The organism is Luteolibacter luteus (assembly GCF_012913485.1).
Lineage (GTDB): Bacteria > Verrucomicrobiota > Verrucomicrobiia > Verrucomicrobiales > Akkermansiaceae > Haloferula > Haloferula lutea.
In genome coordinates this window covers 5206406-5229727 of the sequence record NZ_CP051774.1, presented here as the reverse complement: position 1 = coordinate 5229727, position 23322 = coordinate 5206406, and the positions used below count along the sequence as shown (strand labels likewise).

Genomic DNA, 23322 nt, shown 5'->3' with positions numbered 1-23322 from the left:
TCCTCACCCGGCCACCGCCTCGGCGACCCGCCTTCCATCCAGCGCCGCGCTGACGATCCCACCCGCATAGCCCGCCCCTTCACCGCAGGGGTAGAGCCCGTGAAGCTCGGGATGCTCCAGCGTCTCGTCCTCACGCGGGATCCGCACCGGCGAACTCGTGCGCGTCTCGAAGCCTAACAAAAGCGCCTCCTTCCCCGCATAGCCGCGGATCTTCCGGTCAAAGAGCTTCAGCCCCGTGCGCATGCGCTCGACGATGCCCTTCGGCATGATCTCATGCAGCGGCGCCGGCTTGCCACCGGGGAAATAGCTCGTCTTCGGCAGATCGGCCGAGATGCGACCCTGGATAAAATCCGCGACGCGTTGTCCCGGCGCCACCTGGCCACCGCCGCCTGCCTGCTTCGCCGCGACCTCCAGCGCCTTCTGATAGGCGATCCCGGAAAGGATGCCGTGCTCCTTTGAAAACGAATCCGTGTCCTCCGGCTCCACCGTCACCACCAGTCCGGAGTTCGCAAACGGAGAATCCCGCCGCGCCAGACTCATCCCGTTCACCACCACCTCGTCGTTCTCCGTCGAAGCAGGCACAATGAAACCACCCGGGCACATGCAGAAGGAATGCACACCGCGGTCATCGATCTTCGTCGCCACCGCATAGCGCGCCGCAGGCAGCAACTCGTGGCGCTCTTCATCCTTCTTCAAGTGATACTGCTGCGCATCGATGAAAGGCTGCGGATGCTCGATGCGCACGCCGACCGCAAAAGGCTTCCGCTCCAGCAGCACCTTCTTCTCAGCCAGCAGCCGGTAGATGTCACGGGCGCTGTGCCCGGTCGCGAGGATCACGGCATCACCCGCGATCTCATCTCCGGCAGCCGTTACCACCCCGCGCAGGCGGTCGCCGTCGATCAGGAAATCCACCACCTTCGTCTGGAATCTCACCTCTCCTCCCGCTTCGAGGATCGAGCCGCGCATCGCCTTCACCACGTTCGGCAGCAGGTTCGAGCCGATGTGCGGGTGCGCATCCGTCAGGATCCTCTGCGGGGCACCATGGGCCACCAGGATCTCATAAACGCGCGCCACCGGGCCGCGCTTGGTGGCCCGGGTGTAGAGCTTGCCATCGGAGAAAGTTCCGGCCCCGCCCTCGCCGAAGCAGTAGTTCGAATCCTCGATCACCGTGCCCTGTCGCAAGATCGGCGCCAGGTCGAAGCGGCGGGCGGAGGCATCCTTGCCGCGCTCCAGCACGATCGGTTTCATGCCGAGCTCCAGGCATCGCAACGCCGCAAACATCCCGGCTGGCCCGCAACCCACGATCACCACCGTCTTCGGCTGGGATGGCAAAGCAGGAGCCGACCAGGTCGGCGCTGCCTCGAATGCCAGCGGCTCATCCACGCCGACCTCCAGGCGCAGTTGCACTTTCACCGCCCGCTGGCGCGCATCCAGCGAGTGCTTCAGCAGGCGCACGCCCTTCACGCGGGAAGCGGGCACCCCCAGCTTCTTCGCGGCGGCAGCTTTCCACGCGGCTTCGTCCTCGGAGGCTTCGAGGGGCAGGATGAGGTCGATCGTCTCGATCATCGGAAGCCGCGTCATCGCAGGCCGAAGGGGTTCCGGCAAGCCCCGGAAAACGAACTGCCCTTCTCCCCCACCGACTCGGCATCCTTCGAAATCCTGCGCGGCCAAAGACCAGCCTTCCTGTCTCCCCCATCTCCCGGCTAGGAATGACACCAAAGCCATGATCCGCCCGCTCCTCGCCGCGCTTCTCTTCACCAGCACCGGCACTGGCCTCGCCGACCAGAGCCCGTGGGGCATCGCCCTCGGCGCGGAATGGTCCGGCGAATACCCGCGGGTCAATCCCCTTCTCCACGAAGCCGGCGTCACCTGGATGCGCTATTTCCCGGAGTGGCACTCCGTCCAGCCCGCGAAGGGCCAGTGGGACTTCAAGCGGGCCGATGACTTCGTGGCCTCCGCCAAAAAGCACGGGATCACTATCTCCGGCGGCTTCTGGTATGCCGCTCCGTGGGCGACCACCGATGGCGGCACGCGGCGGGTCCCGCTGAAGGATCCCCAGGATTGGAAAGACTACGTGAAGGGCATGGCCACCCGCTACGGCAAGGACGTCCTATGGTGGGAAGTCTGGAACGAATTCAACGGCAGCTTCTCGGAAGGTGGCACACCGCAAATCTATGCGGACATGGTGAAGGACGCCTACACCACCGCCAAGGCCGCCAATCCCAACGCCAAAATCGGCCTCAGCGTGGCGAATTTCGACATCGGCTTCCTTGATGCCACCATCAAGGCCGGGGCCGCCGGGCACTTCGACTTCGTGTGCGTTCACCCCTACGAAAATCTCGGCTCGCTCGCGAACGGAGGGGAGCGAGGCTACCTCAGCCTCACCGCCAGCCTGCGCCAGATGCTCGCTGCCAATGGCCAGAAGCAGGACCTCCCGCTCTGGATCACGGAATTCGGCATCCAATCGACCATCCAGCCGGACGCCGCGGCGGACGCGAAGCAGGCGGAAATCTTCACCAAGGGCTACGTGCTCTCCCTCGCCCAAGGCTTCGACAAGGTCTTCTGGTTCGAAGCACGCGGTCCCGCCTATGGAAAAGGCACCGACCACGGGATCATCCGCGAGGACTGGAGCAAGCGGCCCGTCTACGATGCTTATCGTACCTTGACCCGTGAACTCGGGAAGGAACCGCACTACCTCGGATGGCTGGACCTGGAAGGGGCGCTCGGCTTCGTCTTCGAGGACCAGGGCAAGCCCTGTCTTGTCGCATGGGCGGCTTCGGAGAAAACGGTGAAGCTCGGCGACAGGGAGCTGCCACTGTCCAAGTCACCGATCTTCACACACGAGCTGCCCGCCGACTTGCGGAAGCAAGCACAGGAGAATGCCGCGAAGCCCTTCCCGTGGGGCACCGACTTCGCGAAAGCCAAGCAGGTGAGCTGCATCCTCGGCGCGACCAATCGGAGCGAAGGCGTGACCCAGACCAATCCGGAGACCACCTCGGTGATGAACGGGCTCGATTCCAGCGCCCGTCGCGCAAACGTCTCGAAAGGCGGCGAGGGCCTCTACGCTTACTTCCGCGTCGATCCAACCTTCGTTCCCTTCGGCACGAAGGAGCTGGAGATTACCGTGGTCGCGAAGCGGCTGCCGGATGGCGGAAGCGCCGGGATGAATCTCACCTATGAATCCTCAAGCGGCTATAAGGGCGCGGGAACATGGTGGACCATCCCGGAAGGCGATCAATGGTCGGAGCACACCTGGAAGCTGGACGATGCCAATTTCGCGGGTGGCTGGGGCTGGAATTTCCGGACGGATGGCGCCGGGTCGCCCTCGGATTTCCTGATCAAGGAAGTCCGGGTGAAGAAGAAATAAGCGGCACAGTCATCTTTTGACTTTGCATCACAAAGCAAAATCCATAGAAGGGCATCGCATGAAAGCACTGATCGCATTTTCATTGTTGGCCTTGGCCCCCCTTCACGCCGAGGAGTCGAAGCAAGAAACCGAGCCCAGGGTCACCGTGGGTGGTCAGGTTCGCGCCCCGGGCCCGGTGAAGTTCGAGAAGAACCTCACGCTCTTTGAGGCCATTCAGGCAGCCAGGGGTGCCACGGAGTTTGGAGCCCAGAATCGCGTGAAGATCCATCGTGATGGCAAGACGACCACCTACGACATGCGGGACGACAAGCAGAAGCTGACCCCCTTGGAAAAGGGAGACATCGTCGAGGTTCCGCAGAAAAATATCATCGGGAAGTGAACGGGTGAGGCGACAACGCTCCCCCTTGTTGGAGGAGTCTCGATCTTCCGCCCCCCAAGCAGGGGGAAGTCCTTGGAAAAGCCGGTTTCATGCCCGGCAGGAAAAATCCTGATGGTTCCGAGCCCGAAACCGGCTTTTTCGACTAGCGCCCGGCCGCCGACAATCTACCTTCGGGCGCGTGGCCCGGCGAACACCCGTCCGGGCGATCCTCCATTTCACGATCATGAACCTCACGCTGAAGGTCTGGCGTCAGAACGGCCCGAACGACAAAGGCCGCATCGAAACCTACCCCGCCTCGGATATCCCCGAGGAATGTTCGTTCCTGGAGATGCTCGACATCGTGAACGAGCGGATCATCAGCGACGGCGGCGAGCCGATCCACTTCGACCACGACTGCCGTGAGGGCATCTGCGGCGCCTGCTCGCTCACCATCAATGGGATCCCGCACGGCAAGGAAGGTGGCACCACCACCTGCCAGGTCCACATGCGGAAATACCGGGATGGTGATACCATCTGGATCGAGCCCTTCCGCGCCCGTGCTTTCCCCGTGATCCGCGACCTCATCGTGGACCGCAATTCCTTTGACCGCATCATCGCCGCCGGCGGCTACATCGACGTCCGCACCGGCTCCGCCGTGGATGCGAATGCGATCCCGATCGCGAAAGTCGATGCCGACAACGCTTTCGACGCCGCCGCCTGCATCGGCTGCGGGGCCTGCGTGGCCGCCTGCCCGAATGCCAGCGCCATGCTCTTCGTTTCCGCGAAGGTTTCCCACCTCGGCCACCTGCCGCAGGGCCAGCCGGAGCGCGAAAAGCGCGTGCTCGCCATGGTCAAGCAGATGGATGCCGAAGGCTTCGGCAACTGCACCAACCACTACGAGTGCGAGGCCGCCTGTCCGAAGGAAATCAGCGTCGATCACATCGCGCGGATGAACCGTGACTACGGGAAGGCCGTCCTGGCCGAACAGTTTGCATGATCATCCCGCTCGGTCTCGCGCTCACGCTGGCGTCCGGCATCGCTCCGGTCACCTCGCGATGGGCGCAGGACCAAGAGCGGAGGATTCTCGCCGAGGGCAAGCCACTGGAGGCGCAGGATCTCGCCTTCGCCGCGGAGCTCGAGATTGAGTCACCGGAGGGAATCCGGGTGCTGGAGATCAATCCGATTCCCACTCCCCTGCCCCAGCCGGTTTTGAAACTCGCGGAGAGCTGGGGTTTTCCCGTCTTCGCCCCCGCCGGGATGACCCTTGGCCGGGGAATCTACATCCTCCACGGCCACTCCCGGGTCATGAGGCACGAACTCGTCCACGTCGCCCAATACCAGCGTCTGGGCGGCATCGGACCCTTCATGAAGCAGTATCTCATGGAATGCCTCTTTCACGGCTACTTCGCCGCCCCGCTCGAAGAAGAAGCACGGGTGCGTTCCGAAGAATAGCCCTCAAGGAGCCCCGAACGGCGCTCGATCAGCCCACCACCAGAGGCTCTACCTCCGGGACAGCGGAGCCTCCGCCCCGCAGAGCTGTCCCTCGGCTATCCCTTCAATACCCGGATTGAGAAAACCCTCAAGGGCCGCTGCCAGATAGCAGCCGCTCGCCACCGCGTGGACCTCCAAACACCAAACGGCTATCAGCCCGCTTCGCCATTCAATACCGGCGACAGTGCTTCCACCTTGGCTCACTTGCTTGCCTCGGCCCCAGCCCCATCATGCGCTTTTCCAACTCTCCCCCCTCTACCTCTCCCCGCCCTCCAACACATGCCCCCACCGGCCTAGCGTGTTTGCATCCACCACCTCATAATCGCTATCGATGTGCTTCCCCTCCCCATCGAAAACCCTCTCCTCGATCCGCGCCTTCCCTTCCTGGTCCCCGTCCGTCACGAACACCTCGCGACGATAAAGTCCCACCTCCTGATCGTTGTCCTGATACGCGATGATCCGCGCCACTACCTCCGCCCGGTCATCCCCTAACAGATCGCGCAGCTTCCCGATCATCCCCCCGAGCCACTTCTCCCGATCCTCTGGAAAGGCTCTGATCTCCACATACTCCCCCTGCGCATCGGACTTCGGCGTCGCATGCGCCTTCTCGATCTCCTTCAATGCCACCTGCCCCTCCTTCTGGATCTCGTGCACGGCTTTGACCTGCTCCCCGTCCAGACCCATCCGCATCAGCTTCAAGTCCGGCGAAGCATTCACCGCCAGCGCATCCGCCACCTTGCGATCGAGCTGGATATAGTTCCCCTTTGACCCGGCCTCCGGTCGCTGGGCGGAGTCGTGGACCACCGCACCGGAAGACAGCGGCGGCCCCACCTGACTCTGAACCTTGGCCAGCCGGGCTACCTCAGCAGAAGGCTCTCTTTCCCCCTCCTTCCAAAGACCACGGATAAGGAAGCCACCCGCAAAGGCCACAAGCAGCGCAAGAATGTGGAGGACCGGTTTCATGACAGGAAGATAAGAAGGAAACGGAAGCACCCGCCCTTCTATTCAACCGCCTTGCGATACACCTATCTCCCCGCATCCCGCAAGATGCGACAGTGGGACCACGACGTCCCCGCCTCTCGTTTTTCACGGATGTGACAGTAGAAACCCATCGCCCGGATACGCCATGATTGAGCGGTAAATCCCTTCAACATGCCGATCCAAATTCCCACGTCCTCGCCTCTACCCACTCCGTCAAGAAATCTTCAAGGGCCACTTCGACTCCGGTGCACCCCAGCCTGTTATTTCTCCTGTTTTAACAGGCATAACAGGCGGGAAACAACCAGTGGTCCCCGGCCAGTTCGGCAACGCCGTTTTCGTCAAAACAAGCCCCTACTTCTTCTCCTGCTTGTAGCCGGCGGGCGAAACCTTGTCCCGATACACGTCGCCTGCCGGTGTCAGCTTCCCGTCCTTGTCCTGCAGCGCGCGGCAGTCCTCCACCCAGTTGTAGAGCGCATAGCGTTCGACGAAGGGCGTCTTGTCGAGCATCTCAATCATCTCCTCGATCGCCTTCTTCTGCTCCTTCGCGTCGGGATCCTTGCCGCCGGTCCAGTTCGCACCGTTGTTCCACTCCGTGATCCAGATCGGACGGTTCGTGCGCTCATGGATGTCCTTGAGAAAATTGTGGAACTGCGAGGCCGCCGCCTTCCCATCGCCGGGATCACCGACCGCGCGATAGTAATGCACCGCGATGAAGTCGACGCGCAGCTTCGCCGCATCGGCCTTCTCCATGAACTGATAAAGCCAGCCCAATCCCCCATCCGAGACCGCGGGCGAGCCAAGCCGCAGCCCCGTCCCGAGAAGCTCAGGCCATCCCGCGATCGCTTCATCCGGCGTCATCTTCGCTTGGTCCGGTCGATCCGGCTCATTGAAGCCAAGCAAGTGGAGCGATCCCTTCTCCTTCCAATCCTGGTTCAGCCCGGGCCAATAACGCTTCTGCTTGATCGGCACATACTCGAGGTCCGGCGTGGTGCGCTGCTCGATGTTCCAGTCATAGAACCAGCCGACGTTCAGGTTCTGCCAGATCCCGCCTGCGATTCCCTTCTTGCTGGTCCAGCGCCACGGAAAGATTCGGACAAAGCGAACCTTGTTATCCAGCTCAGGCGGGAGCGGCTTCACTTCAATGTCAGCATCCTGCGCCACGTAGTTCTTGCTGATGCCGGTGCCGTCCTCGTTCTCCGCGATGGTGGCCATGTAGCCTCGCTTCAAGCGAAAGGAGCTGATCGCCCCCTTCATCGAGCCGAGCTTCGCATCATCGTATTTCTCGTAACACTTCAGACCCATCGCCGGACCGGAAAGCGACTTCGCATCATAAACGCTCATCGCCTCGAACTTCGGGCCATGCGGAATGACCACCGCCCCGGACCCGTAGGCCGTCACGCGCAGGTTATGGTCGATCTTCGCCGGCTCGCCATCCACGAACAAGCGGTCCAGATAGGAGGAGATCACCTTCGAAGGCTTCACCTGCTCCAGGATCAACCACGAATCCGGCGAGGTGAAATTGATGAAGCTCCCCGGCATCGGATCACCCCCGGCAGTCAGCCGGAGCTCCGTCTTTCCACTCAGGGTTGCCTTTCGGTTCGCCAGCGTCGCGACCGAGCGGCTCGAAGAGATCTTCGCCTCCGCCACGGCCGGTGGCGCCGCCACGAGGGGCGAGGTGAACAGGGCAGCCGTTAGGCAGAGAATGGCACGGATCGATTGCATGAAGCGGGCGAAAAAGACCGGGAAAAGCTGTCACTCAGCTTTCATGAAACCCCGCGCAAGGGCGAAGTATCGTTCCTGCCCTCGTCATTTTGTGGGATGCCTCACCGTATGCCAGCAGCAGGACATGGGAACGGAGACCTCGGGACGCACGAAATGGCAGGCAGCGCTAGGCTGCGCGCTGCTGACGACCATCTACGCGGCGGCAGCGTTCGAAGGCCAGGCCCGGACCTACCGCCTCTGGTATTACGTCCCGGCGGCGGCGCTGGCCGGAGCCTTCATCGCCAGCCGGATCGCGGAAAGGCCCCATGGCAAGCCCCGATGGATCATCGACGCAGTGGTCGCGATCTTATGCTTGTCCCGTCCCCTCACCGGACAGCCGCCGGTTTCCGGTCACGCATGGTTCTGCATCCACGCCCTGCTAACCTGCCGGGACCCGCTCGCCAAGATCCTCGCCATCGCCGTGACCGCGCTGACCTGCTACGCAAAAATCGTGCTCTGGCATTGGGACCCGACTCTCTGGCCCGGCCTTGCCGCAGGAGTGATCTCGGGTCTGGCCTGGCGCTTTTGCGCAAGAGCACAAGGTGGTTAGAGGAAGGGCCGCGGCGGGCTCTTGCCACTTGGCAGGCGATGTGCTTCCCTCCGCGCGGGAGGTGATGATTAAGCTTTCTTAAACACCTGAAAGCCCGCTCTCCACCCTCCCGTAGTCCCTCCAACGCATGTCTGCCCGGCGTTTCCAAGCGTTCCTGTCCGCCGCGATTGTCGCCGCGGTGCAGCCGGGCTCCTCGGCGACACCTGCCGATGGCGAGATCCTGATGGCCAGTTGGCCGACCCTCTCGCCGGACGGAAAGACCATCGCCTTCGAATGGCGGGATGACCTCTGGTCGGTGCCCGTGGTGGGAGGCCTCGCCGAGCGCCTGACGGCTCACCCGGCGCGCGATAGCTTCCCCCATTACTCGCCGGACGGGAAGACGCTCTACTTCTGCTCCAGCCGTGCGGGCTTCCTGCAGCTTTTCTCGATGCCCGCCAGCGGCGGACCCGCCGCACAGCACAGTTTCCACTCCGAGGGCGCGAGCCTGGAGGACATCACGCCCGATGGCACTCGCGCGCTCGTCCGTGGCCTACGCGATGAACCGGGCTTCCGGCCGGAGCGCCTGATCGAGATCGACCTCCGCAAGGACGCCCCCGAAAGCTACCTCTTTAACGAGAAGGGCCAATCCGCACGCTACAGCCCGGATGGGTCGAAGGTCCTCTTCTGCCGCGAGGGCGAACAGCTTTACCGCAAGGGCTACCGCGGACCGCGCGCTTCCTCGATCTGGCTCTACGATATCAAGGCGAAGACCTTCACCAGTCTCATCAAGGAAGAGGCCGAAGCCCGCTCCCCGATGTGGAAGCCGGACGGCAGCGGCTTCTATTACGTCTCCGAGCGGGATGGCACCTTCAATCTCTGGAGCCGCGACTTCGCCAGCGGGAAGGACGAGCAGCTCACCAGCTTCAAGGACGACGGCGTGCTGCGTCCGGTGATTTCCGATGATGGCTCGGTGATCGTGTTCCGCCGAGATTTTCACCTCTGGACCTGGCGTCCAGGCGGCAAGGCGGAGCAGGTCACCATCCGCCAGCAGGAGGACTTACCCGATACCACGCAGGAGTTGCGCAAGATCACCGGCACGGTGGACGCGGATTTCTCCCCCAGCGGCCTGGAGTTCGTCTTCTGCGCCGAAGGCGAACTGTGGATCAGCGACACCGTGCTTCGCGAGCCGAACCGCATCACCCGCAGCGATGCGCGGGAAGAAGACGCGGTCTTCTCCCCGGATGGACAGTGGATCTATTATCTGAAGGACGACGGCATCGACCGGAACATCTGGCGAATCTCCCGCAAGGAAAGCGATACCTACTGGTGGCGTGCATCGAGCTTTGACGAGCAGCAGGTAACCAAGGGTACCGAGGCCAAGCGCCGCATGGGCCTGAGCCCGGACGGCACCCGCATCGCCTATATCTCCGGCGGTGGAAACCTTCACGTGGCGAATGCCGATGGCTCGGATGACAAGATGCTCTTCGAGTGCTGGGATGCGCCGACCTTCGATTGGTCTCCGGACTCCGGTTGGCTGGTCTTTGCCGCGCAAGACCAGAACTTCAACCGGGACATTTATATCATGCCCGCGGACGGTTCGAAGGAGCCCTTCAACCTCTCGCGCCACCCGGATTTCGAAGGCTCGCCGAAGTGGTCGCCCGATGGCCGCCGCATCGCCTTCACCGGCCGCCGCCTGAACAATGAGATGGGCCTCTTCTACGTCGATCTGAAGATCGAGGAAGCCGTCCGCTCGACCCGCGATCGCCGCGAACTCGATGCCGAGTCCGCGATGCGCGACGACCCGCTTTATCGCCAGGAAGACAGCGAACGCGACACCACCACCGGCGAGGCCGACGAAGAACCGGAGGAAAAGCCCGCCGAAGACTCGGTGGCAAAGCACGCTCTGCCGGAGAAGATAGAGGAAGTGGAGAAGCCGAAGCGCAAGCGCATGCGCATCGACTTCGAAGGCCTGAGCGATCGCATCGTGCGCCTCAATACCCGGGGTATCGAGCCGGAGCGGATCCTGTGGACCGCCGATTCGAAGTCGCTGCTTTTCCAGAGCAAGAACAGCTCCACCGACAAGCTCTTCAAGATCGAAGCCCGCCACGGTGCCTCGATGCAGGATGAAGCGGAATTCCGCGGCCTCCCGATCCGCGTCGACAAGGATGGCTCCCTCTTCTGGATCGTGGATCGTACGCCTGCCGTGCTGAAGAAGGGCAAGATCACCCGCTATCCGGTCACCGCACGCCTGGTGCGGGATCGCGTCGCACATCAGCGGCTCTGGTATCGCTCCGTCTGGCGCACCTTGCGTGATCGTTTCTACGATCCTTCGATGAATGGCCGGGATTGGATGAAGATCCTCGGCAAGTATGAGGAAGCCGCCGCGCACGCTCCGGACTCCCCGACTTTCGATGGCGTCGTCGGCATGATGCTGGGCGAACTGAATGCCTCCCACCTCACCTTCATTTCCTCCGTCTGGCCGAAGCCATGGGAGAACGAAGGCGCGGAATTCCAATCAACGCGTCACATCGGCATCCGCTTCCAAAGAAACGGTGCAGGCTCGCCGCTCACGGTCGCCTCGGTGATCGCAGGCAGCCCTGCCGCGCTCTGCAAGCCACCGGTGCAGGCGGGTGATACCATCGTGAAGATCAATGGCCGTGCCATCGATGGCACCATGCCGGTTCACCGCTTCATGAATGGCCGTCTGGATCGCGACATCGAGCTGGTGGTCCGCGACAAGGAGGGCAAGGAGCACGTCCACGATCTCAATCCCATCAGCTACGAACAGGCCCGCGATCTCGCCGAGGCGCAGGTCGTGCTCGATAACCGCAAGCGCGTCGAAGAGATGTCCGGCGGCCGTCTCGGTTACGTCCACATCGCGCGGATGTATTGGGATGAGTTCGAACAATTCGAGCGCGAGATCTATGCCGCCGGCCACGGCAAGGAAGGCCTCGTCATCGACATCCGCGACAACGGCGGCGGGTTCATCACCGATCACTTGCTCACCGTGCTCTGCCAGCCCCAACATGCGGTCACCATCCCGCGCGGCGGGAATCCCGGCTATCCGCAAGACCGCAAGGTCTATGCTTCCTGGCACAAGCCGCTGGTGGTGGTGTGCAACCAGAACTCTTTCTCGAATGCCGAGATCTTCGCACATGCGATCAAGACCCTGAAGCGCGGGCCCATCGTCGGTGTCCCGACCGCGGGCGGCGTGATCTCTGCCACGCGCGAAAAAATCCTCGATGCAGGAACCCTGCGTGTCCCCTTTCGCGGATGGTTCTCGCCGAAGGACGGCACGGACATGGAGATGAACGGCGCCGTCCCGGATCACATCGTCTGGCCGGATCCAGGCCAACTCGTCGCCGGGGAAGACCCGCAGCTAAAGAAGGCTGTGGATGTCCTCATCAAGGATGTCGACGCCGCGGAGCGCATCGACTTTGTCCCGAAGTATCGCAGTGGTTACACGCCATCGACCGGAGAGCCGGTGAAGTGAAACGGACTGTCCGGTGGCTATGGGCTGTCGTCCTGATCGCATCAGGAGCCTACACCGCCGCGTATTTGTTAGAGAGCGAGCTCCACCTGGGGATGATCTCCGGCCAGCGGATCGATCATCGCTTGTTCGGCTCGGCATCGCACCTGGATCTTTTCCGGCCGCTGTCGGTGATCGAGGGGCACCTCCGTTCCATATGGGGTATCGAGTTCTACGCGGCGGTGAAATCGGAGCAGAACGCATGGCTACCACCACCGCTTGAACCCTAGCGACGGGATCACAGCGGGCACCTTATTCCTAGAGAGACCTCTTCAGATGCACCGCCACGCACTCCGTGTCCGGCAGGATGAACTTCTCGACCATCACTTCCACCGCAGCCACCAAGGGGTGGCTGAGCACCAGATCCGCGATGTCCGAGGCAAGCGTCTCGATCAGCTTCCGCGGCTTCGCCAGAGCCAGCACCTTCAGCCCTTCCGCCAGCGCGGCGTAGTCGACGGTCTGCTCGATCTCATCCCCGGTCTCGGAGAAGCCCACGCGCGGCGTGATCTTCACCGTCACCAGCAGCTCTTGGGCTCCCGTCCGCTCATCTTCCGGCACGCCGATGTAGGTCTTCACCTTCAGGCGGCGGATCTCGATCTGGCAGGCTTCGCTCATGGGCTTCGCCCGGATGCTGAGCCCCGCCGCCCCGTCGTCAAGGTTGCACGACACCGGGGGTGCTTGACCCTGCGCCCCGGCTCCCGCATGTCATCGGCGTGTCCTTCCTGAAATCACCGGCGTTCATCGTCATTGCCTCCCAGCTGCTCTTTTCGATCTCCGACTATTTGGGAGCACGGGCCATGAAGGCGCAGGGCTTCACCCTCGCGAACTTTTTCACCTGGTGGTTCCTCAGCTACACCGTCATCCGCCAGATCGCCGTGCTCGGCCAGCTCTACGTCTATGCCGCCGGCGGCCTTGGCCGCACCGTCGCCCTCTTCGGCGCGGGCTCGATCGTCATCGGAAACTTGATCGCCGTTCTGCTGCTCCAGGAAATCCTGAAGCCCCACGAATACGTCGGCATTTCCATCGCCATTCTCGCGTTCCTCGTGCTGGCCTTCTGGCCGGAAGCCGCGCGAGCCTGATCCATCCATGAACGCCGGACGCCGCGCCCTGATATCCTGCCTGCTGGTCCTCGTCGGCTTCACCGTCGCTTCGCCCGCCAAAGACTTTCCCGGCTACGGCAAGAACCCGAAAGCGGGCAAGACCGCCAAGGTCAACGGGATCGGGCTCTACTACGAGACCTATGGCGGCGGGCAACCGTTGCTGCTGCTCCATCCGAACGGCGGCAGCATCGAGACCATGGCTCCTCAGATTCGCCACTTCGCGCTGAGCTTCCTGGTGATCGCCGTCGACAGCCGGGGCCATGGCCGCAGCGGAAAGGGAGAGGGTACGCTGAACTACGAACAGATGGCCGAAGACATCGACATGCTTCTCGATTCACTCGAACTCAAGTCGGTGAACATCGTTGGCTGGAGCGATGGCGGCATCCTCGGGCTTCTGCTCGCGATCCATCATCCGGACAAGGTTGGAAAGCTCGCGATCATGGGCGCCAATCTCACTCCCGATGGCATCGAGCCTTGGCTGATCGACTTCATCCAGGCCGAGAAGAAGCGGATGAATGAACAAGCCGCCGAGAAAGGCCCCAATGCCGCCATTTCCCTCGAACTGGAGAAGATGGACCTGATGCTCAAGCAACCGGACATCCCGGCAAGCGATCTGAAGAAGATCGCGTCGCCCGTGCTGGTCATGGCCGGAGATCGCGATGTGATCCGGAACGAGCATACCCTGCTCATTTTCCAGAGCATCCCGAAGTCGCAGCTTCAGATCTTCAGCGGAGCCACCCACATGATTTCCAACGAGGATCCGAAGCGCTTCAACGACGCCGTCCGGATCTTCCTGACAAAGCCCTTCAAGCAACCCGATACCCGCGACCGCTTCCGCTGATGTCCCTCATCACCGTGATCCTCGCAGGAGGGAAAAGCAGCCGCATGGGCCGGGAGAAGGCCCGGATCGAGCGCCCGGATGGTGAGCGGCAGATCGACTTCCTCGTGTCGCTCGCCCGCCTAGCAGGCGATGAGATTTACCTTTCGCTCGGAAATGATTCGGTCCCGCCGGTCGATCTCCCCGTAATCCGGGATCAACGTGCAGGCGTCGGCCCCTTGGCGGCACTAGCCGCGGCCCATGCCGCCCATCCCGTAAAGTCCGTGCTGCTGTTAGGCTGTGACCTTTTCATGCTGGATGCCGAAACGATCCGGCATCTCGCGGTGTGCCGAGATCCATCTCGCCAAGCGACCTGTTACTCCAACCGCCTCGATGGCCGCCCCGAACCTCTCTGCGCGATCTATGAGGCCCATGCCTTGGCGAAAGCCGAAGAATGGATCACCCGCGACGACTTCCGGGCCCGCTTCTTCCTCGAAAGCCTGGAGCCATTGATGCTGGAGCTCCCCCACCCTGCGGCGCTCGACAACGTGAATACGCCCCATGAACTGGAGGAGTGTTTCTCGAAGCTCCGGGAAGGTGTCGTCTCCAAGACGGTCACCGTCCAATTGGATGACGAACCGCCTCAGGAGACCCTGACCTTGGCCAATACGATCGGCGGTCTTTTCGAGGAGGTCCGCTTCCAGCAGCGGCTGCGGAAGCGCCTCGATGAAGTCTTGATTTTCAAAGGCGGGAGCTCCGCAGGGGCAGGAAAACGCCTCCATGGCGGCGAGCAAATCCGCATCCAAACCGTGTCATCCCCCGATGCAGGGCATGCTTCCGGGAGTTCCGGGGATTCTACGGGTTGACAGGGGGCTGGATCCCGCCATTGCTTCCGCCGCCGTGAGTCCCGAATTCATCAAGGAAGCCCTCCGCAATGTCCGCTACCCCGGCTTCTCCCGGGACATCGTCTCCTTCGGCCTCGTCAAAGGCGTTACCCACGAAAACGGCGTCCTGCGCGTCCACATCGAGGTCGCGACCAAGGACCCGAAGGTGCCGGAACAGATTTTCAAGGACTGCCACGCGATCTTGGACGCCCTGCCGGATGTCGGCACCGTAAAGGTGGAGATTGAGGTGAAGGAGCCCCAAGGCGCGCAGGGCGGAGGATCGGAAGCCGTGCAGGGCAAGTCGTCCATCCCCGGCGTGAAACGCATCATCGCGGTGGCTTCGGGCAAGGGCGGGGTAGGAAAATCCACCGTCGCGGGCAATCTGGCCGTAGCCTTGGCCCGCACCGGAGCAAAGGTCGGCGTGTGCGACTGCGACCTCTACGGCCCCTCGGTGGCCCAGATGTTCGGCAGCCACGAGAAGCCGATGGCGAATGAGAAGGATGAGATCATCCCCATCGAGGCTCACGGCCTGAAGCTCATGTCGATGGGCTTCCTCCTCGAAGACCGCTCACCGGTAATCGTGCGCGGCCCGATGGCCACGCGCTACACCCAGCAATTTCTCCGTCAGGTCGCCTGGGGTGACCTCGACTACCTGATTCTCGACCTGCCACCCGGGACCGGCGACATCCAGCTCACGATCGTCCAGACCGTGGCTGTGGATGGCGCGGTGATCGTGACCACTCCGCAAGAGATGGCGCTGATCGACGCCCGCAAGGCGGTGTCGATGTTTGCCAAGGTGAACGTCCCGATTCTCGGCTTGGTGGAAAACATGGCGTGGTTCGAGTGCGATCACGGCCAGCGTTACTACCTCTTCGGCGAAGGCGGCGGCGTGCGCGAGGCCCAGGAACTGGGTGTCCCGCTGCTGGCGCAGATCCCGATCGATGCCCAGACCCGCGAGCGCGGGGACGCCGGCACCCCGGTGGCGCTAATCCCTGCGGCCGAGCATCCGGTTTCCGCTGCCTTCCATCAGATCGCGGCCAACTTGCGCGAACGAGTACCTGCCCGATAGTCTGGCCCATCATGCTCCGCACACCGCCGCAACTCTTCGAAGATTACGACGCCGGTCTGCTGACGCGGGAACAATTTCACGCCGCCATGGCCTTCCATGCGCGGACGCTGATCGAGGAAGTGGTGGAGGCAAACGAGAATCCCGTCGCCGCATGGTGGGAGGGCCTGCTGGCAAAAAAATCGGCATCGCGCCTTGCAGCAAGGCATGGGGAAAAGCGGGTGCGGGCCATCTTCTCCGCGCTGGCAGACATCCCGGATTTTCTCCCCGCCCAGTGGCTGTGGAATGCTCACCACCCGGACGTGCCACTCTTCTGCTTCCTGCGCCTGCGGAAGGAGCCGGTGTTCCGGCTTCTGAATATCGCGAACAACGCGGGGGTGGTCACGGTTTCGATCGAGTATGGATCGACGGACCGGAAAGATGCCACCCGCGAGGAATTCGTGATGAAACACAAGCGGCAAGGCGGCTTGGAAGTCACCGAACGGAGAGCGCTGCCCTAGCCGGCCCTAACCCGATCGGGGTGCATCGCTGCATCTTGCGGGCACGCGGGGAGCCATTCCATGCTGGGATGATGAAACGCCTCGCCGCGCTGCTTCTCCTCTTGGCACCTCTTCATGCGCAGGAGAAGAAATTCAATGTCCTCCTGCTGATCGCGGACGACATGAAGGCAGCACTCGGCTCCATGGGAAATCCGCTGGGCCGCACGCCGAATCTCGACAAGCTTGCGTCAAGCGGCGTGCTTTTCGAGAAGGCATACTGCCAGTTTCCGCTCTGCAATCCCTCGCGAGCCTCGATGCTCACGGGCCGCTACCCAAAGACCACCGGCGTGCTGGGAAATCGCGACGACTTCCGCAAGCTGCACCCCGAGTGGTCAACCCTTCCCCAGTGGTTCAAGGAGCACGGCTACATCTCGGCAGAGACAGGCAAGATCTTCCACGGTGGCATTGATGACGGTGTCTCCTGGACTGAAGATGCCATGACGGATGTCGCGGTGGAAACGCGGCCCACCCAAACAAAGTGGCCGCTTGAGGGCGACGACCAACTCTCAAAAGACAAGAAGAGCGACCGGCGCATCCTGCTCGATGGCAATGGTGACGGACATCCGGAGAATGCGATCGCCGATCGCGCGATCGGCTTCCTGAGAGCCCGGCACGACAAACCCTTCTTTCTTGCCTGTGGCTTCGTCCAGCCGCACAGCCCGCCGACGGCACCACGGAGTTTCTACGATGTTCATCGTACCGAGGACATCTCCTTGCCCCCGGATTTCGCGCCGCGCCCGATAGTGCCGGAGGGATTTCCGAAGGCCGCCATCCGCCCGAGGAATGCGGATCTCTTCGTCGGCCGCGATGCCAGCGAGACCGAAGCGAAAGAGATGATCCGCGCCTATCATGCAGGCGTCTCCTGGACCGATTGGAATGCAGGCCGCGTGCTGGACGAACTCGATCGGCTGGGCTTCGCCGGAAACACCATCGTCGTCTTCTGGAGCGACCACGGCTATCAACTCGGCGAAAAAGGCAAATGGTCGAAAGCGGGCTCGCTCTTCGAGGCCGGCACTCGCGTCCCGCTGATCATCCGCGTGCCCGGTGAAGCCGCGGGACGCAAATGCCAGCGCGTGGTGGAATCGATCGACCTCTTCCCCACCCTCGCAGCACTCTGCGGACTGCCCGCCGCGCCAGGCACGGAAGGCCGCGATCTCAGTCCGCTCATCAAGGACCCGCAAGCACCGTGGGACCACCCGGCATTCACGATCTGGAGCGAGGACGGAAAGACGGCCACAGGAATCTCCATCCGCACCGAAAAATGGCGCTACGCCGAGTATGCGGCCGGAGGAGCCATGCTCTTGGATCCCGCGGCAGATCCACATGAGATGAGAAATCTCGCCGATGACCCTGCTCTCGCTGGAATCCAGGCAGAGCTTTCCGGGAAAATCGCCACTTTCGCGGGGAAGGAAGCAGGACGAAGTTCCGACTAAACGCTCCGATCCCGAAAAATTCGGGGAATTCGAAGCGTTTCATACTCTCAGATGACTCCGATGAAATCCCGATGGATCATGAGCGTGGGAGGTGCCGCTTTGGCCCTGGGTGCCGGTGTGATGATCGGTCGCATCAGTGCACCTTCCGAGTCAACGGCTTCCAAGGGTGCTGACTCCGCATCAGCGCGCTCGGACCGACCAGGGATGGGAGGCATGAGCCTCGCCGAGCGAATCCAGCGGAAAAAGGAGAACGAGGCACGGGAAGGCGGCGCGGCCAAGCCCGTGGACAAGGATCTGAAGTCGATCATGGACGTGACGAGCCGCTTGGACCGCACCCAGCGTCTCCTCGCCTTCCTCGACCGCCTGCCAGCGGACCAATTCGCGGCGGTCTACGACGAATTTCGCAACAGCCCGAGTGCCAACCTCCGCGGTTCCGAGCGCTCGCTGATCCTCCAAGCATGGGCGGAGCGTGATCCGATGAGCGCCCTCGGCTTCCTCCAGCAGAGCGGCGCGCAGGATTGGGAACGTGAAACCGCCGTGGCGACGTGGGCGGCCAATGACCCTCAATCGGCCTTCGCTTGGGCATCCTCCGCTCAGGACGAGGGTGAGGTGAACAACTGGCTGCTCGGAGCAACCCGCGGCATCGCTTCCACTAATCCGGAGCTCGCCCGTGATTTCATCGCGCAACTCGAAGGCCGCACCCGCGACCAGGCACTGGATGCCGTGCAGCCCTACGTCATGCAATACGGATTCGATTTCGCGACGAACTGGATCGCTGGTGTGGGCGACGAAGAAACCCGCGCCCGAGCTTCCCGCTCGATGGCCCGCGATCTGGCGAACCTCGATCCGGTGCAGGCTTCCCAGTGGAATAGCGCCATGACGAATGTGGAACTGCGCCGCGATGTCTCCGAGACCGTTTCCGATCGCTGGGCCCGTACGGATCTGGCTTCCGCCCGCCTCTGGGTGGAGCGCCTTCCGGAGGACACCAAATCGGAAGCAGCCGAAGGCGTGGCCCGCCAATACGCCCGACAGGATCCGGTGGAGGCCGCGAAGTGGCTCTCCGGACTCGGCAACAACCCGGATCTCGACGGCGCCCGCCGCATCTTCATCGAGGAAAGTTTCCGGAATTCCCCGCAAACCTCGCTCGAATTCGTCGCCAACCTCAGCGACCGCCGCGCCCAGGAAGGCTACTACTGGCGCTATCTCGGCGGCTGGATGCGCCAGGATGAAGCGGCAGCCCGCCAGTGGATGGCGAACAACTCGGGGAGCATCCCCAAGCAGATCGTGGATCGATTCAACCGTCCGCGGCAGTAAGGCCTGAGAGGTCCGCTTTCTTCACAGGCTTTTCTCGCGGGGCGCATGTTCCCGCCACGAACCGCATCAAAAAGAAGCGCCTCACCCGAGAGCAGGTGAGGCGCTGAAATGAATGATTCCGGATCTACCGTGCGGGGATCAATGCGAGCAACCGCATCCGCCACCGCAGCAGCCGCCTTCGTCGGACAGCTCGGCTTCGGTCGGCACGCGACCGATCTCGAGGGTGGTGGTGATATACTTCGCGATGGTCCGCTGAAGGGCTTCCAGCTCGCCTTGGGCATCCAGGAAAGCGCTGGCGACGTCATTGCGCAGCAGCTCGTCGCGGGCGGATTCGAACTCCTTGATTTCAGAAGGAGCCAGCTTGATGCCCGCGTGCTGTTTCTGGTGCAGCTCTTCGCCCCGCTCATGCACGGTCTGGTACATCAGGCGCGCGGAATCGTCTTCGAGGAAGCGCTCCACATCCTTCTGGAGCTGGACAAACCGGGCGTCTCCCGCGATCGCGGCGCACAGTTCGCGGGTTTTCTCGAGGACGGGAGATTTCTCGGCAAGCAGAGTCATGGCATTCCCCTAGTGCCAGCGGGCCAGACTGGCAAACGCGATCTTGCGAAATCGCACCAGATGAGGCGGTATATCCCCGGCACCCAATGATCCGCATTCGCCGATATTTCGTTCGCCTTGCGATCATCGTTGGGGTCCTAACGGCCATCGCGCTCGCAGGAGTGGCTTGGTATGGCTCCGAACGGCTGGTTTCCCCCCAGCGGCGGAGCCTGCAGGACTACCACCGGGACATTCTCGACAAACCCGACCAGTATGGGCTCCGGATCCAGGCCTACACCGGTCCGGAAGAAACGCCCTGCCTGCTGGTCACCAGCTCCCCGGCTCCGGGAGAGGCGAAGAAATCCCGCATCCTGCGCGAAGAGCTCACCCGTCGAGGTCTTTCCCTGCCGCCTTGGGGCACGGAAATCGGCACGGTGGTCCTGCTCTACGGCCACGCCGGACGAAAGGAGGATCACCTGCCAATTTGCGAACGCTTTACCGCCGCTGGCTTCCGCTGCCTGCTGCTGGATATCCCCGGACAGGGCGAGAACATGGCATCCTTTGGGACCTTCGGCGTAAGGGAAGCCCCCCTGATCGAGAAGGTGCTGGCTGATGCTTCAACCCGGTTCGGCTTTGCTCCCTCGCCTTCCTGCCTTTTTGGGGTTTCGCAGGGAGGAGCCATTGCCATCCAGACGGCCGCCCGGACCCCGTCAAAATGGGCGGCAGTCGCCAGCGTTGCCACCTTTAGTTCCTTGGATCGTCCGGTCCTCGCCACCGCCCGGGAACTGGTCCCGAAAGACCTGCAATTCTGCTGTCCCCTCGCGGCCCTCTGCGTGAGTTGCGGGACGCGGGTGCGCGCCGGCTTCTGGCCTGCCGATGTCCGTCCCGTGGATGCGGCAGGCAAGCTGAATATCCCGGTCTTCATCGCCCACGGGGACCAGGACCCCTACATCGGCATCGAGCAGGCAAGGGATATCTTCGCCGCTGTTCCGGGGAGCCGAAAGACCTTCGTGGTCGTCAAGGGAGCGACCCACAACAACGTCCTCGCAACCGGATCACACGGCCTCTATGCGGATGTCAGCCAGTTCTTTCTGGATGCCGTGCAGCACCGCACCCCGCAATTCGAGCGCGCAGAGTAAGCTCGACTCAATCTCCCCCGCCTCCGCACCCCCCGCCACCACCGCAGCCAGTGGAGGTGCAACCGGAGGCGCCACAGCCGGATGTGTCGTTTCCGGAATCGACATCGTTCCCCGAGTGATGGTGACTACTGCTGGAGGATCCGCAGCCAGCGGGAAAAGAACTGCACGAGCTTCCACAGTCATTCGAGTTCCTGTCCTTCTTCCGGTTTCGGAATCCGAACAGTTTCATCAGGAGGACGATGACGACGATGGAGAAGACCAGAAACCCCAAGATGAGCTGGTCTCTGGAATCGATCACGGCGATCGGCATGCAGCCCGCGAGCGCAGGTAGGACCAGTAGCCCTCCCGCGATGGAGGTCCCGCGGAGCGTGCCGTGCTTTGATACGATCCAGTGTTTGCGCGCATCCACTTTGCGCTCCCTGCTCGGAGCGAAACGGATCTCTGCCGGAGGCCAGATGTCTGAGGGAGGCTCGCCAAAATTGGTCCGATAACTTTCCAAGGTCTTCGCATACCAGTCACCAAACTTCGCGTCCTCCGCCGATCCGCCCTCGGTGGGACCGTGGTGCAGAGGCTTACCCAGAAGATTGCCGCACATCTCATCCCAATAGGAACGCGTATAGCAGAGGTGCAGGTGCCATGCTTCATCCACCTCCTTGGACGGCGTCACCGGGTGCCCGGCGCGCATGGCCAGCCAGACGAAGCGGAGGTACTCCCGGACCACGCGGCGGGAGTAGCTGTGACTCCAGCCAGTCTCGCGGGCCAAGCGGGCGCTGAAGGGAAATGCCACTCTGGACTTATCGATCTCGAAGGACTCCAATCGCGAAAGCAATTCGTCTTTCATTCGGACTGCATCCGAGCAGCCCGGAGTCGTTCCGTCGCCTTGAAAAATCACCCGCTTGTGTAGCCGCCAAATCCATCCGGTTCCGCTCTCATGGCACGACCGGGTGCTCCAATCTTAACGCGAGGTAAAAGTCGGTCTCCCGATGTGAAGGAAAGGTAAAGTTCCTCGTCGCCGCGACCATTCGGGCGCTTTTGTGGAGCTGTGAAAAAGCTCCCGTTTTTCGCAGCACTTGTTCTCCCGGCGCTCACACCGGCCGCCGAAATTCCTGCGGAATCCGCAAGAGTCGCGGCCCGGCGCAGCGGGACCCTATTGACCATAGAGGTCCACGATGCCGGCAACCATTCGTGGCGCCTGCAAAGCGCGACCGACCTGAACAAGTGGACCAATGAAGGCAGCTACCGCGTCTACAACGGTCTGCTCCGGATCGCGGTGCCTGCCGATGGAAGCGGACGTTTCTACCGTCTCGATAGCGATCAGGCCGGCAGCGTCTTGTCCTCCAGCAACCAGGCACTCGCGCTTCCGGCGTCGCCCTTCAACTATGCGAATCCGGTTCTGCCCGCACACCTGCTCAACCCGCTGATTCAAGGGCAGGACAACACCCCGGCCAGCAACCCGACGACAAATGCGGGAGCCGCTCTCGGGCGCGTGCTCTTCCACGACAAGCGCCTCTCGGCGAACCAAACGATCTCCTGCTCCTCCTGCCATCAGGCCGCACATGGTTTCTCCGATCCCCGGCGTTTCAGTGTGGGCTTCGAAGGCGGGCTCACCGGGCGCAATTCAATGGGTCTGACGAATGCCCGTTACTATCTGCGCGGAAACTTCTTTTGGGACGAGCGTGCCGCCACTCTCGAAGACCAGGTGCTGATCCCCATCCAGAACGAGGTCGAGATGGGCATGACACTTGAACTCTTGGTAACCCGCATCTCAGCCGAACCCTTCTACGCCGAGCTTTTCACCTCCGCCTTCGGGAGGCCAACGGTCACAAGCCAGCGGATCTCCCGCGCACTCGCCCAGTTCGTGCGTTCCATCGCCTCGGGAAATTCGAAGTATGACCAAGGCGTGCCGGTGAACTTTAGCAACTTCACCGTGCAGGAGAACCAAGGCCGCCAGATCTTCCAGAACCAGGGCAACTGCGTTGCCTGTCACGGCAGTGACAACTTCGTGCCCGGCAACAACATCTTCAACAACGGCTTGGAGAATCCCTACATCGACAAGGGTGTCGGCGAAATCACCGGTCTGTCTGCGGACGAAGGGCTCTTCAAGGTTCCCTCACTGCGGAACGTCGCTCTCACCGCCCCATACATGCACGATGGCCGCTTTGCGACGCTCGAGGAGGTCGTGGAGTTCTACAATTCAGGGGTGGTCAATCATCCCAATCTCTCCCCTCCTCTCCGGCTTCCCCCGGGTCCCCCCGGATCGCCCCCACTCGGTCCGCGCCGCCTGAATCTGACCGATAGTCAGAAGGCTGCCTTGGTCGCCTTCCTCCGAACCCTGACCGATATCAGTGTCACGACGGATCCGAAGTTCTCGGATCCCTTCCGCTACACGGCGCCTTAGCGCACTGTCCTCTTCTCCCCGGCCCCATCTCCCCCAGAGACAAAAAAGAAAGGCGCGGAAGGCATAGCCTTCCGCGCCT

22 protein-coding genes are annotated in these 23322 nt (G+C 62.4%); 16 read left to right on the top strand and 6 right to left on the bottom strand.

Annotated features, from left to right (window positions below; translation table 11 throughout):
* Positions 1 to 3 precede the first annotated feature (3 nt).
* Positions 4 to 1581, bottom strand: a complete 1578-nt coding sequence (locus HHL09_RS21665; RefSeq protein ID WP_205760907.1) for an NAD(P)/FAD-dependent oxidoreductase — start codon at positions 1579 to 1581, stop codon at positions 4 to 6.
* 142 nt (positions 1582 to 1723) lie between these two features.
* On the opposite strand from HHL09_RS21665, the gene HHL09_RS21660 reads away from it, so the two are divergent.
* From HHL09_RS21660 to HHL09_RS21645, 4 genes are all read left to right on the top strand, one after another.
* Positions 1724 to 3367: an endo-1,4-beta-xylanase gene (locus HHL09_RS21660; RefSeq protein ID WP_169456735.1), complete on the top strand. Its 1644-nt coding sequence runs from the start codon at positions 1724 to 1726 to the stop codon at positions 3365 to 3367.
* Positions 3368 to 3425: 58 nt separating this feature from the next.
* A complete protein-coding gene (locus tag HHL09_RS21655; RefSeq protein WP_169456734.1) occupies positions 3426 to 3746 on the top strand; it encodes a polysaccharide biosynthesis/export family protein in 321 nt (106 codons plus the stop codon).
* Positions 3747 to 3969: 223 nt separating this feature from the next.
* Positions 3970 to 4722: a succinate dehydrogenase/fumarate reductase iron-sulfur subunit gene (locus HHL09_RS21650; protein ID WP_169457832.1), complete on the top strand. Its 753-nt coding sequence runs from the start codon at positions 3970 to 3972 to the stop codon at positions 4720 to 4722.
* Positions 4719 to 5177, top strand: coding sequence for a hypothetical protein (locus tag HHL09_RS21645; RefSeq protein ID WP_169456733.1), 459 nt, complete (start codon positions 4719 to 4721; stop codon positions 5175 to 5177). The genes HHL09_RS21650 and HHL09_RS21645 overlap by 4 nt, the downstream gene beginning before the upstream one ends.
* Before the next feature lie 294 nt (positions 5178 to 5471).
* Here HHL09_RS21645 and HHL09_RS21640 read toward each other — a convergent pair whose 3' ends face one another.
* Together HHL09_RS21640 and HHL09_RS21635 are read right to left on the bottom strand one after the other, a co-directional pair.
* Positions 5472 to 6179, bottom strand: coding sequence for a hypothetical protein (locus HHL09_RS21640; protein ID WP_169456732.1), 708 nt, complete (start codon positions 6177 to 6179; stop codon positions 5472 to 5474).
* A gap of 369 nt (positions 6180 to 6548) precedes the next feature.
* The gene (locus HHL09_RS21635; protein WP_169456731.1) at positions 6549 to 7919 is read right to left on the bottom strand and encodes a glycosyl hydrolase; all 1371 of its coding nucleotides are present in this window, start codon (positions 7917 to 7919) and stop codon (positions 6549 to 6551) included.
* A 43-nt stretch (positions 7920 to 7962) separates the two neighbouring features.
* Between HHL09_RS21635 and HHL09_RS21630 the strand changes: the two genes are divergently transcribed.
* The 3 genes from HHL09_RS21630 (at position 7963) to HHL09_RS21620 (ending at position 12246) form a co-directional block, all read left to right on the top strand.
* Positions 7963 to 8508, top strand: a complete 546-nt coding sequence (locus HHL09_RS21630) for a hypothetical protein (protein ID WP_169456730.1) — start codon at positions 7963 to 7965, stop codon at positions 8506 to 8508.
* Between the two features lie 127 nt (positions 8509 to 8635).
* Positions 8636 to 11980 (top strand): S41 family peptidase, encoded by a 3345-nt coding sequence (locus HHL09_RS21625; protein WP_169456729.1) that lies wholly within the window; start codon positions 8636 to 8638, stop codon positions 11978 to 11980.
* Positions 11977 to 12246 carry a hypothetical protein gene (locus HHL09_RS21620; RefSeq protein WP_169456728.1) on the top strand — a complete coding sequence of 90 codons (270 nt, stop codon included), beginning with the start codon at positions 11977 to 11979 and terminating at the stop codon, positions 12244 to 12246. The genes HHL09_RS21625 and HHL09_RS21620 overlap by 4 nt, the downstream gene beginning before the upstream one ends.
* 28 nt (positions 12247 to 12274) lie before the next feature.
* Here HHL09_RS21620 and HHL09_RS21615 read toward each other — a convergent pair whose 3' ends face one another.
* Complete coding sequence (locus HHL09_RS21615; protein ID WP_169456727.1) at positions 12275 to 12631, bottom strand: dihydroneopterin aldolase; 357 nt, start codon at positions 12629 to 12631, stop codon at positions 12275 to 12277.
* A gap of 98 nt (positions 12632 to 12729) precedes the next feature.
* Here HHL09_RS21615 and HHL09_RS21610 point away from each other — a divergent pair, with 98 nt between their 5' ends.
* The 7 genes from HHL09_RS21610 (at position 12730) to HHL09_RS21580 (ending at position 19169) form a co-directional block, all read left to right on the top strand.
* Positions 12730 to 13095, top strand: a complete 366-nt coding sequence (locus HHL09_RS21610; RefSeq protein ID WP_169456726.1) for a hypothetical protein — start codon at positions 12730 to 12732, stop codon at positions 13093 to 13095.
* A 7-nt stretch (positions 13096 to 13102) separates the two neighbouring features.
* On the top strand, positions 13103 to 13957 hold the full coding sequence (locus HHL09_RS21605; protein WP_169456725.1) for an alpha/beta fold hydrolase: 855 nt from the start codon (positions 13103 to 13105) through the stop codon (positions 13955 to 13957).
* Entirely contained in the window at positions 13957 to 14799 is an 843-nt protein-coding gene (gene mobA, locus HHL09_RS21600; protein WP_169456724.1) for a molybdenum cofactor guanylyltransferase, read from the top strand. The genes HHL09_RS21605 and mobA overlap by 1 nt, the downstream gene beginning before the upstream one ends.
* A gap of 34 nt (positions 14800 to 14833) precedes the next feature.
* Positions 14834 to 15886: an Mrp/NBP35 family ATP-binding protein gene (locus tag HHL09_RS21595; RefSeq protein ID WP_240963682.1), complete on the top strand. Its 1053-nt coding sequence runs from the start codon at positions 14834 to 14836 to the stop codon at positions 15884 to 15886.
* 11 nt (positions 15887 to 15897) lie between these two features.
* Positions 15898 to 16383 (top strand): hypothetical protein, encoded by a 486-nt coding sequence (locus tag HHL09_RS21590; protein WP_169456722.1) that lies wholly within the window; start codon positions 15898 to 15900, stop codon positions 16381 to 16383.
* A 68-nt stretch (positions 16384 to 16451) separates the two neighbouring features.
* A complete protein-coding gene (locus HHL09_RS21585) occupies positions 16452 to 17855 on the top strand; it encodes a sulfatase (RefSeq protein WP_169456721.1) in 1404 nt (467 codons plus the stop codon).
* Between the two features lie 60 nt (positions 17856 to 17915).
* The gene (locus HHL09_RS21580; RefSeq protein WP_169456720.1) at positions 17916 to 19169 is read left to right on the top strand and encodes a hypothetical protein; all 1254 of its coding nucleotides are present in this window, start codon (positions 17916 to 17918) and stop codon (positions 19167 to 19169) included.
* A gap of 138 nt (positions 19170 to 19307) precedes the next feature.
* Here the strand turns inward: HHL09_RS21580 and HHL09_RS21575 are convergent, their stop codons facing one another.
* The gene (locus HHL09_RS21575; RefSeq protein WP_169456719.1) at positions 19308 to 19727 is read right to left on the bottom strand and encodes a YlbF/YmcA family competence regulator; all 420 of its coding nucleotides are present in this window, start codon (positions 19725 to 19727) and stop codon (positions 19308 to 19310) included.
* Positions 19728 to 19813: 86 nt separating this feature from the next.
* On the opposite strand from HHL09_RS21575, the gene HHL09_RS21570 reads away from it, so the two are divergent.
* Positions 19814 to 20845 carry an alpha/beta hydrolase family protein gene (locus HHL09_RS21570; protein ID WP_169456718.1) on the top strand — a complete coding sequence of 344 codons (1032 nt, stop codon included), beginning with the start codon at positions 19814 to 19816 and terminating at the stop codon, positions 20843 to 20845.
* Between the two features lie 7 nt (positions 20846 to 20852).
* Here the strand turns inward: HHL09_RS21570 and HHL09_RS21565 are convergent, their stop codons facing one another.
* A complete protein-coding gene (locus tag HHL09_RS21565) occupies positions 20853 to 21686 on the bottom strand; it encodes a glycine-rich domain-containing protein (protein WP_169456717.1) in 834 nt (277 codons plus the stop codon).
* A gap of 309 nt (positions 21687 to 21995) precedes the next feature.
* Here HHL09_RS21565 and HHL09_RS21560 point away from each other — a divergent pair, with 309 nt between their 5' ends.
* On the top strand, positions 21996 to 23243 hold the full coding sequence (locus HHL09_RS21560; protein WP_240963681.1) for a cytochrome-c peroxidase: 1248 nt from the start codon (positions 21996 to 21998) through the stop codon (positions 23241 to 23243).
* The last annotated feature ends 79 nt before the right edge of the window (positions 23244 to 23322 follow it).

Excerpts from the sequence above, each read along its gene's own strand:
- HHL09_RS21665 (WP_205760907.1), bottom strand. The coding sequence starts at position 1,581 with ATGACGCGGCTTCCGATGATCGAGACGATCGACCTCATCCTGCCCCTC.
- HHL09_RS21660 (WP_169456735.1), top strand. The coding sequence starts at position 1,724 with ATGATCCGCCCGCTCCTCGCCGCGCTTCTCTTCACCAGCACCGGCACT.
- HHL09_RS21655 (WP_169456734.1), top strand. The coding sequence starts at position 3,426 with ATGAAAGCACTGATCGCATTTTCATTGTTGGCCTTGGCCCCCCTTCAC.
- HHL09_RS21650 (WP_169457832.1), top strand. The coding sequence starts at position 3,970 with ATGAACCTCACGCTGAAGGTCTGGCGTCAGAACGGCCCGAACGACAAA.
- HHL09_RS21645 (WP_169456733.1), top strand. The coding sequence starts at position 4,719 with ATGATCATCCCGCTCGGTCTCGCGCTCACGCTGGCGTCCGGCATCGCT.
- HHL09_RS21640 (WP_169456732.1), bottom strand. The coding sequence starts at position 6,179 with ATGAAACCGGTCCTCCACATTCTTGCGCTGCTTGTGGCCTTTGCGGGT.
- HHL09_RS21635 (WP_169456731.1), bottom strand. The coding sequence starts at position 7,919 with ATGCAATCGATCCGTGCCATTCTCTGCCTAACGGCTGCCCTGTTCACC.
- HHL09_RS21630 (WP_169456730.1), top strand. The coding sequence starts at position 7,963 with ATGAAACCCCGCGCAAGGGCGAAGTATCGTTCCTGCCCTCGTCATTTT.
- HHL09_RS21625 (WP_169456729.1), top strand. The coding sequence starts at position 8,636 with ATGTCTGCCCGGCGTTTCCAAGCGTTCCTGTCCGCCGCGATTGTCGCC.
- HHL09_RS21615 (WP_169456727.1), bottom strand. The coding sequence starts at position 12,631 with ATGAGCGAAGCCTGCCAGATCGAGATCCGCCGCCTGAAGGTGAAGACC.
- HHL09_RS21605 (WP_169456725.1), top strand. The coding sequence starts at position 13,103 with ATGAACGCCGGACGCCGCGCCCTGATATCCTGCCTGCTGGTCCTCGTC.
- mobA (WP_169456724.1), top strand. The coding sequence starts at position 13,957 with ATGTCCCTCATCACCGTGATCCTCGCAGGAGGGAAAAGCAGCCGCATG.
- HHL09_RS21590 (WP_169456722.1), top strand. The coding sequence starts at position 15,898 with ATGCTCCGCACACCGCCGCAACTCTTCGAAGATTACGACGCCGGTCTG.
- HHL09_RS21585 (WP_169456721.1), top strand. The coding sequence starts at position 16,452 with ATGATGAAACGCCTCGCCGCGCTGCTTCTCCTCTTGGCACCTCTTCAT.
- HHL09_RS21580 (WP_169456720.1), top strand. The coding sequence starts at position 17,916 with ATGAAATCCCGATGGATCATGAGCGTGGGAGGTGCCGCTTTGGCCCTG.
- HHL09_RS21575 (WP_169456719.1), bottom strand. The coding sequence starts at position 19,727 with ATGACTCTGCTTGCCGAGAAATCTCCCGTCCTCGAGAAAACCCGCGAA.
- HHL09_RS21570 (WP_169456718.1), top strand. The coding sequence starts at position 19,814 with ATGATCCGCATTCGCCGATATTTCGTTCGCCTTGCGATCATCGTTGGG.
- HHL09_RS21565 (WP_169456717.1), bottom strand. The coding sequence starts at position 21,686 with ATGAAAGACGAATTGCTTTCGCGATTGGAGTCCTTCGAGATCGATAAG.